Here is an 8,196-nt window from a genome sequence, read left to right as displayed (position 1 = left end):
CCAGAACTCCCAGAAACCGATCTCCATTGGATTGATTCTCGGGAGATCTGACCATCGGATATCACCCGAAAGTCGTTTCGGGACAACGACTTGCGAGCTTCGCAAGGCCGACGAAAGAGGTCCTGAGGGCTCTCCTTGTCAAAGAGACCGAATGCCGAGTGAAACACCGCCGCGTGAGATTTTCGGTGAAATTCAAAGGCGCGACCAAAGCGTTCGACGGTGTGTCAGTGAATGGCTGCCCGTAGCACAGCTAAGGACTAACCTGGAGAGATTCCAGGACCTTCATGTACTCGTCGACATAGCGGCTTGTATAGGAAGTCGGCGACACATCCATGAAGCATGTCATGGCTTCCGCCGCGCGATTAATATTTCCATGCAAGGAGTAGATGCATGTGGCATATGAAATTTTGCCGTGATGGCTATGCGACCAGGCGGAGCGAGCCACCAAGTGCTGAGTGCTTCCTATTTTTGATACTTTAACTGGGAAGGTCTTGATGACCTTCGAGTCCCCAGCGGAGAGGGGTGTTATATGGGAATTAACGAAGAGCCCTTCGGCATTTGCTCCCACTTGCCCGCTCTTCAGCAGGCGTTCTTCAAAGCCCTGGTGGTCAAAAACGAAGAAATTGACTTTCTGAAAGTGATCATCATACTTCAGTCCCTGCGTATACAGCCTTCTAATGGCATGTCCATAAAAAACCCTCTTATCAGCTTGCACGCTCGCCGCAAGGCCAGAAACAAGATCGCCGCCGGTATTCTTCGAGCAGTCCGGCCCATCGTAGCCCGCCGTGGCCGGTACGATGAGGCTGATGCCGCATCCGTTCTTCACAACATCCGCGGCCAGCTTCCAATCAGAAGGTAGAGGAGATATCTCCAGCGGTTGGGCTGGTGCCGCATGGTCAATTGATATCTTCCCGCTGGCAATCAGTTTTCGCTTGGCTTCGTTGAATGGTTTGCCTGAATCGGCCCAAGACCTTTGCAGATCATCAGAATTTTCTGAATTGTTTGGGCTGTAGGCGTTTGGGAGAACTTCTTGGGCAAAGCAAGCGAGAGGCCATCCTGCACTGACATGGCCGACGATGCAACCGATCCAGCAAAGCCGAAATATTGACATCAGTGGGCACCCGTCTTCTTTTTGCCGGCCGATTTCGCCGCACTGGCTTCCACTTTCTTTTGCTGCATTTCCGGTGGAGTGTCTGTGTTCAAAGGCTGTGCTCTGGGTCAGTGTGCCCACCTGATCCCCGAGGGCATGGAAAGCTTTGACAAAAAAGGGCCGTTCCAAGCCCATCAACGATGACGGAATTCTCATCCACACTCTTCTCAAAAAGGTCAGGAGGTGTCTGGGAGATCAATTCGGGGACGTTTTGCAGGCGGCCATCCCCTTGGTAGGTTGCGCTTGTTTGCCCGCCAGCGAAGTTTTGCAGATACTGGGCTTGCCTTGCTTGTAGACGGTGCTGATCAGCAGGCGATTCAGCTTGTCGAGCTTCAGGTTGAGGAATTCCTCCCCACACTGCGCCGCAACTTCCTTCAGATCGTGGCTGTCAGGATCGAACAGGAAGACGCGATGAATGGTTGAGGTGCTCATGCCTTCGTCCAGGTACCAGACCGACAGATCTGGACGGCCGTCGAAGTTGTAATCTTCCACGATCAGGTGAGGCTGGCGTTCAACGTCCAGCGGCACGCTGCGGTCGACTGAGGCCTGTCCCGGAAGGGTGATCGAATAAGACAAGGCCTGCCTGGACACGGTCGCGGTGATGTCGGCCCCGCTGCAAGGTACGAAGTGGGCTTTCGTGTCCTCGGCGTCTGGCGCCGCGGCGGAAGCCATGCTGAGTGTGTTCCCCGCGCACAGAGTCGCCACGATGGCGAGATGGGCGAGTCGCTGGCGCGCGGGCTTGAGGAGGCGCTGGAGGCTCATTCGGTACGGGCCATGTTGGCGCGGACGGCCGCCTTCGGGGCAGGCGGATTGATGGTGAGGTCCGCAGAGTCGTCGGTACTGTCCGTCTTCAGTCCCTCGGAAAACGACTTGGATATCCAGTAGAAGCCGCCCGAGTCACATGCTTCGTAGGGCTGCTCACCAATGATGTCGGGATCGTAGCGCGGCGCCCATTGAGATTGCACGCCGCCATCGTTCGGGTTCGCGTTGTAGTGCTGGGACGTGGCAGTGATACGAGGGCTGGGCAGGGGGCGGCGCTCAATGTAGGCCCCTGTGTGGTCGGCCAAGTGACGGTATTCACCATACGCTTTGTAGTTGCCTGCCCACGTCAACTGCATCATGCCGCGACCATAAAATGCGGTGTAGTACTGGGTGGCAGGATTGGCAGCCGAGTAGGCGCCATAGCCCCATTCGTGCATCAGCCTGTTGTTGCCGCCGGGGTTGCGCCACTGGGCTGTTTCGAGCAGAACTTGAGACAAGAAGATCGCGATCCGCTTCGGATCCGGACCTATGTATTTCTGGATGCAGCGATTCAGCGCGTAGGCATGGTGGGCGATGCGCGTTCGGGCCGTGGCCCGCGTCAGCGTATAGGTTGCGTTGGCGGTAGTGATCGCCGTCCGGGGGTTGCCACTGCTGTTGTAGAACTGGTATTTTGGAAACGTCGAGGCCAATTCGTCGTGACTTAGCCAGCCGCATCGCCGGAACAATTCGATGAATGCTCGCGGATGGAAGCGCCACGGATTGGCGGGCAACGCTGGCGTCTGAACTGGCACCTGTGCCCAGAAGCACAAGGCCTCCGCATGCCGCTTGAACGCCGCAAAGTCGGTCTCCGTCAGCGGATCGGGGTTCTCAGGTGTGGCAGTCTTCAGCCAGCCCCAGCGTGCGTCCAATGTGCTGCCATCCCACTCCGTTGGAAAACGGCAGATCGCGTACGACAGACGCTCCGCAACGCTGGCGTCGGCCTGCGCTGCAGCGGACTCCTGTGCATCAACATGGTGGTCCAGATTGGTGTCCAACCAGCCGAGTACCGTGGCGGAGTCGCAGCGGCTGTCCTGGTCAGCGCTGTCGTCGATCAAGGACCAACGTTTCCAAGGTGGGAAGTCTGCGTCGCTGAACTTCCGCACGGTGGAGGCATTGAGGTTGACCCAGCCTTCGCCACCGGGATAGCGGACCTTGCGCCAATGGGGGAGGTCGGCGGGGGTGAGCGCTTCCTCCTCGGTGTTGACGACCCTGCCCAGGCGAAGCACCTCGTACACCGCGCTGGGGGCCGGACGTCCAGCCGCCGGATACGCGGTCGAGATGCTATTGGCGCTGGTGTATAGGGCGTACTCGGCCTCGGTTTCACGCAGCGGTGTACCTTCGATCGAGCCATCAGCGTGATAAGCGGTGACCGTGGCATCGCCCTGCTGCCCTTGGGCGCCACCGCCCTGGGCATAGCGCAGGCCGATGATCAGGTCTTGCGTGGCCGCGTAGGTTGCGGCCACGGTGGGTGTCACCACATTGGCGGCGGGTTGAGCCGCGTAGATCGTCGTGCCTGCCAGCCTGAAGTAGAGCTCGCCGAACAGCACGTCAGCACGGCCGTGCTGATCGAGAGGAAGGTCGCCTGAAGCCCGACCGACGAAGCGCTGCAGGCTTTCGTTGTCGCAAAAGATCTCGAAGTGGATGCGACTCGGCTGGCCATAGATGTAGCCGGCGTCGCCCAGTTCGGCCTTCCGGTTGATGGTGCGCCCTGCCGTCACCGTGCTGCGCACCGCATGCAGATGCATGTAGAGCGAATAGAAGGTGACGGCCACGGCCTGGCCTTTGCGCATTCGCGCCAATGTCCGTGTCATGGCGCACCAGCACTATGCCGTCGCTGGTCCAGCATTGGGCTCCTGAGGCTGCGCCGTAATTCAAGGCATGCTGCGAATCGGTGGATAAGGCGGTGGGCTGGCGAACGTGGATCACCATGCCATCTGCAACTGCACGCACGGGCAAGGCTTGGCCATTCGGGCCGTTTGGTGCGGTGAGATGCACGCCGCCGTGCCAACCCAGTTCGAGGCTGATTGGATAGCCGCCGACGATGCTGTTGTTGCCGCGTTTGGGCACATGCCCGGGGCTCACGCCGGTCATGGCGGCATCGAGCCATTGCTGTTCGGTCTGATTGGCAGTTCTGATGGGCAGGAATGGGGGGCCGCCGAGGATGCCGATGGCCTGGCCGGTATGGATGCGCAGCGCGCCGGCCACGGCATGTTCGCTGTCCTGGCCTGCGGCCAGATGCAGGTTCTCGCCAGCGGCCAGCGTGATGTCCTGCCCGGCGACCGTTGCCAGCCCCGCGCGGGCGCTGATTGCCACCACCGGATCGGTGCCGTGCGGCAACTTGGCCTGACCTGTGGTCTGCGTGAGCCAGGCGGGCAGTGGCGGGGCCTTGGTGTCGATGCTGCTCTGGCCGGCCTGCGTGCTGCCGATGTGGCCTGAGAGTTGCACCGCCTGGTGCGTCTGCGCAGCCTGGCTCAGGGCCTGGCCCAAGGTCTGCAACTGCCTGGCCAGCGCGATGCCGGCGGCGTTGTCGCCGGCGGGTTCTGCCGGCTGCGTCCCGAAGCTGCTGATCAGCACGCCCTGGCTGGCGCGCAGCGCGCCATAGGCGTCGGTGCGCAGTTCCAGCCCGGTGCCGCGGAAGCTGCCGCGGTGGTTGTCGGCCTGGTGGATCAGGTGACCCAGCGTGAGCTGGCTGGCGTGCTGGGTGCTGGCCAGCTGCACGCGCAGTTGTTGGTCGTGGTCATCGAACACCAGCTGGTTGAAGCCCTGGCCGCCGAACTCCTTGCTCTTGTAGCCTGACAGTCCGGCCGCGTTGCGCTGGCCGTCCTGGTCCAGCTCGCCCGGTGCGCCGCCGTGCCAGGCGGGCTGTGACAGGCGTGGGCATCACCGCCGCATCAACGGACGCCGTCCCACCGAGCAAAGCTGGTAGCAGCACAAAATGATTCAGCGTAGCGCGTCGATGCTTGCGATCTTCGACAGCACCGAAGCCATCTCATCGGCCGACAACTTTTCCGGTTTGGTGATCGACAGCGAAATACAGGGTATGGCCACCTGACCGTCACATATCAGAAAGTCATTGCTTCGAGTGCGCTGCCCGTCGCCGAACGAGTAGTCGACATAGGCGACTTGCGGTGACCAGTGAGCGGCCTTCACAGGTTTTTGCCAAGCGACGTGGCGGCTGTAGCGGCCCCCGGCATCTTCCTCCGCAATGAGTTCCTTGGGGCTCGCCACCGGCGCGGTCGGATCGGGTGGTAAAGCACTGGCGCCGCCGCAGTTGAAGGTCAGAGCACCTTCGATGCGCTTGCCGCCCTGCTGCCAACCGACCGCGTAGTCGATCTTGAGACCGGCCGTGCCGACAGACTCGCTGCGACCGTTTTGAATGTGTTGCCTGATGGCACTGACCTCATAGCCACATTTGCTATGCGTCGTGGCGATCAAGGCGTCCAGGTCTGGCGTGGCGGTGGCCGCAGTAGCCGTGCCGAGGAAGGCAAGGGCCCACAGCAGGCGAGGAGAGGTTGTGCTCATGTGACGGTTCTTCGAACGAAATCCGCAGGGATGCGTTGAGGGGTGCCCTGGGCGTCAGGAAACGTGGCCATGTCGTCCAGCACCATCAAGGCGTTGGCGAATGCTGTCGAACGGTCCACCAGCCCGTTCATGTCGGGTGGATTCTGGGTCACCGTGGCGGGATAGTTCACTGCCGCCGCGCAGTTGGTGAACGATTGGTTGTAGTACCAACTTTTGTTTCCTGCTGCCGTGGTTGCAATGGTGCGACGCTGATTGGCGGCTGTGACATCGGCGTACTTGTTTGCACTGTCCACCTGCGGCCGATTGGGGGTTTGCGCCGTTGGGACCGACTTGTTCGGCCATACCCAGTACGCGCCAGCGCTGTGGGCGGCGTGATACGCATCCGTGCCAATGCTGTCTCGCCAGGTGATCTCTTGGGCGCCGGGCGGCGTCACGGGGCTATGGCCCAGGAACCGGAAGTACTTGTAGTAGTTGTTGTTACCACCGTTGATGGCGCCGTTAGGGTTGGTCAGTTGCAGGTAGCCGCGTCCATACCAGCCAGAATGAAGGGTGGCTTGGGTACCGTTGGACTCGCGCAGGAAGCGAAACCACTGTGTCTCCTGTACCGCGTTGCCGAAGAAGCAAGCCTGACGAATGGGGGTGTCGATGCAGAACTTTCGCAATGCCTTGTTTAGCTCAGTTGCATGGGTGCTCAGCAGCGTATTGGCAGGTCCGATCGGCGGTGACTCCCAATGGCCTTGCGACGGGGAATTGTGAGAACCGGGCTTTCGGATGATGTTCTGCGGCACGAGTTGCAACAGCTCACGCTGCGAGCGCCAACCACATCGCCGGTAGTGATCGATGAACTGGAGTGGATGGAAGTGCCAAACGCTGCGGTCTCCCAGCGCTGCATTCCAAAACGCCAGGTGTTGCACATGCTGCTCAAATGCCTGCCAACTGGTGTCGGTCTCCAGCGGCTGGCCGGGGTCGCGCAGGCGGGCGTAGCGGGTGGCAAGGTCGCCTGCATCCCATTCCGTGGGCGCCTTGCAAATCAGGTGGCGAAGCTTTAATCGGGACGTGTCGTCGGTGGCGGTACTGAGCGCGATCGTCGGGGCATCGTCGCAAATGCCGTCAGTTGCGCTGGTAGCCTGGCCTTCGTCCCGGCGCTCCCAACCCAGCCAGTGAGGAAAATCCGCATCGCTCAGTTTGGCAATGGCGTTCGGTGCAAGGTCGATGTAGCCCACGGCATCGGGGCTGTAGCGCACCAGTTGCCAGTTCTGCCGTGTTTGCGTGGCTTCTGGCCCCAGCACGCGGCCAAAGCGCAGCCAATCCCAGCCGGCACTGGGGCAGTCGGCATAAAGCGTGCTCGAGAGACGAAAGAGTTCATATTCGTAGTCGTCCTGTGTCACGGGGGCGCCGACCTGCTCGTAAGTGCCGTTTGCGCCGGTGCGGTATGTCACTGCAGTGCGTCGCCCTTCCAGCAGACTGACACTGACAAAAAGCTGCTCGGGGTTCTGGCCGGCTTGGCCCGCGGGCACTGCAAGGTACACATCGTTTTGCGTGCCCGGCGAGTCCTGAATCAACAGCCGGCCCTGTGCGTCTGCATTGGGGTGGCTGGCAGCAAACTGCTGCTGCGCCGGTATGACAAAGTGTGCCCGGCCGAAAAAGTCGGCGCTGCCTGAGCCCTGTGTGACGCTAGCGCTGTCGCGCCAGAAAGCATTGAAGCTGGCCTCGGTGGCAAACACTTCAAAATGACAAGCCTCGCGGCCATAGAGCGTTCCCGCAAAGCCGAGCACGTCCTTGCGCCATACGAGCTGGTGTGCTGGGTGCACAACGTCAGGGCCGGACGTGGCTTGGCGCAACCAGGCAGGCAATTGCATCAGGCGATCGGCCTGCAAGCTGCTCCGGTTGGCAAGGTGCATGTATAAGGAATGAAACACCATGTCGGTGTTCTCGCCGCTCTTCGTGGTGTGTCGAATCAGCACGAAGCTGGTGTCGTAGTCGCCTTGGCCAGGATAGGTTTCGACCGCAGCTGCAAAGCGAAATGCGACAACGACGCCATCAGCGATCGCTCGGATGGGCTCACCATTGCCAGTTAGGTGAATGCCGCCATGCCACCGATGCACAGGCCCTGCGGGTGTGTTGACACTGCTGACCGGATACCGGCCTTCGTTGGCATTCACGTGGGTTGTGATCAGCCGTTCCAGGTAGGCTTCGTCACTTTCATTGGCCTGACGCGCCATCAGGATCGGGTAGCTGACAAGCATCCGGAAGCGCTCCTTAGACGGAAAAGGGGAATGAACCGTTGAGCTGGAATTCGCCTCGCGGTAACAAAGGCATCGCGTAGCTCGTGCCCTCACCACCCTCAAACGCCTTGGTTCCCGCCTTGACCGTGACCGTCCCCGGGCACTCGACGGTGATGTTCCCGCCCTCCAGCACGATGCTGGCGCCACCGGCGGTGGCCAGCGTGATCTTCTTGGCCGCAGCCCAGTCGATGTGCTGGCTCTGGCTCTGGATGGCGAGCTGGGCCTTGGCGGCGAGTTGCAGCGTGCCGGCCTGTGCCTGGATGTCCAGCGGGTCCTGGCCGGCGATCAGCGTGATGCCGGTGCCGGCCGCCTGACTGCCGGCCTCTATGGCGCCGCCGAGGATGCCGATGGCTTGGCCGGTGTGGATGCGCAGCGCGCCGGCCATGGCATGCTCGCTGTCCTGGCCGGCGGCCAGGTGCAGGTTCTCGCCGGCGGCCA

The 8,196-nt window shown here is 61.2% G+C and carries 6 protein-coding genes and 1 pseudogene; all 7 read right to left on the bottom strand.

Translation table 11 applies throughout. The annotated features are described in order from the left end of the window. Positions 1–250: 250 nt before the first annotated feature. A complete protein-coding gene (locus tag FKP22_RS14315) occupies positions 251–1,306 on the bottom strand; it encodes a hypothetical protein (protein ID WP_141288153.1) in 1,056 nt (351 codons plus the stop codon). A gap of 39 nt (positions 1,307–1,345) precedes the next feature. Further along, a complete protein-coding gene (locus FKP22_RS14310) occupies positions 1,346–1,912 on the bottom strand; it encodes an XAC2610-related protein (RefSeq protein WP_141288152.1) in 567 nt (188 codons plus the stop codon). Next, complete coding sequence (locus FKP22_RS34270; protein WP_259372447.1) at positions 1,909–3,723, bottom strand: lysozyme family protein; 1,815 nt, start codon at positions 3,721–3,723, stop codon at positions 1,909–1,911. Before FKP22_RS34270 ends, FKP22_RS14310 begins: the two co-directional genes overlap by 4 nt. 397 nt (positions 3,724–4,120) lie before the next feature. Then, a pseudogene (locus FKP22_RS34265) lies at positions 4,121–4,750 on the bottom strand (type VI secretion system Vgr family protein); the annotation flags it as partial. A 141-nt stretch (positions 4,751–4,891) separates the two neighbouring features. Beyond that, positions 4,892–5,473: a hypothetical protein gene (locus FKP22_RS14300; protein ID WP_141288150.1), complete on the bottom strand. Its 582-nt coding sequence runs from the start codon at positions 5,471–5,473 to the stop codon at positions 4,892–4,894. Next, complete coding sequence (locus tag FKP22_RS14295; RefSeq protein WP_141288149.1) at positions 5,470–7,719, bottom strand: M23 family metallopeptidase; 2,250 nt, start codon at positions 7,717–7,719, stop codon at positions 5,470–5,472. Before FKP22_RS14295 ends, FKP22_RS14300 begins: the two co-directional genes overlap by 4 nt. 13 nt (positions 7,720–7,732) lie before the next feature. Continuing rightward, positions 7,733–8,196, bottom strand: a 464-nt coding sequence (locus FKP22_RS14290) for a DUF2345 domain-containing protein (protein WP_141288148.1), incomplete at its 5' end; no start/stop codon positions are given.

Origin of the sequence: Ideonella azotifigens, from assembly GCF_006519715.1 — a bacterium.
GTDB lineage: Bacteria > Pseudomonadota > Gammaproteobacteria > Burkholderiales > Burkholderiaceae_C > Ideonella > Ideonella azotifigens.
Note: the sequence above shows the minus strand (reverse complement) of the source record. Positions and strands in the feature narration are given on the sequence as shown.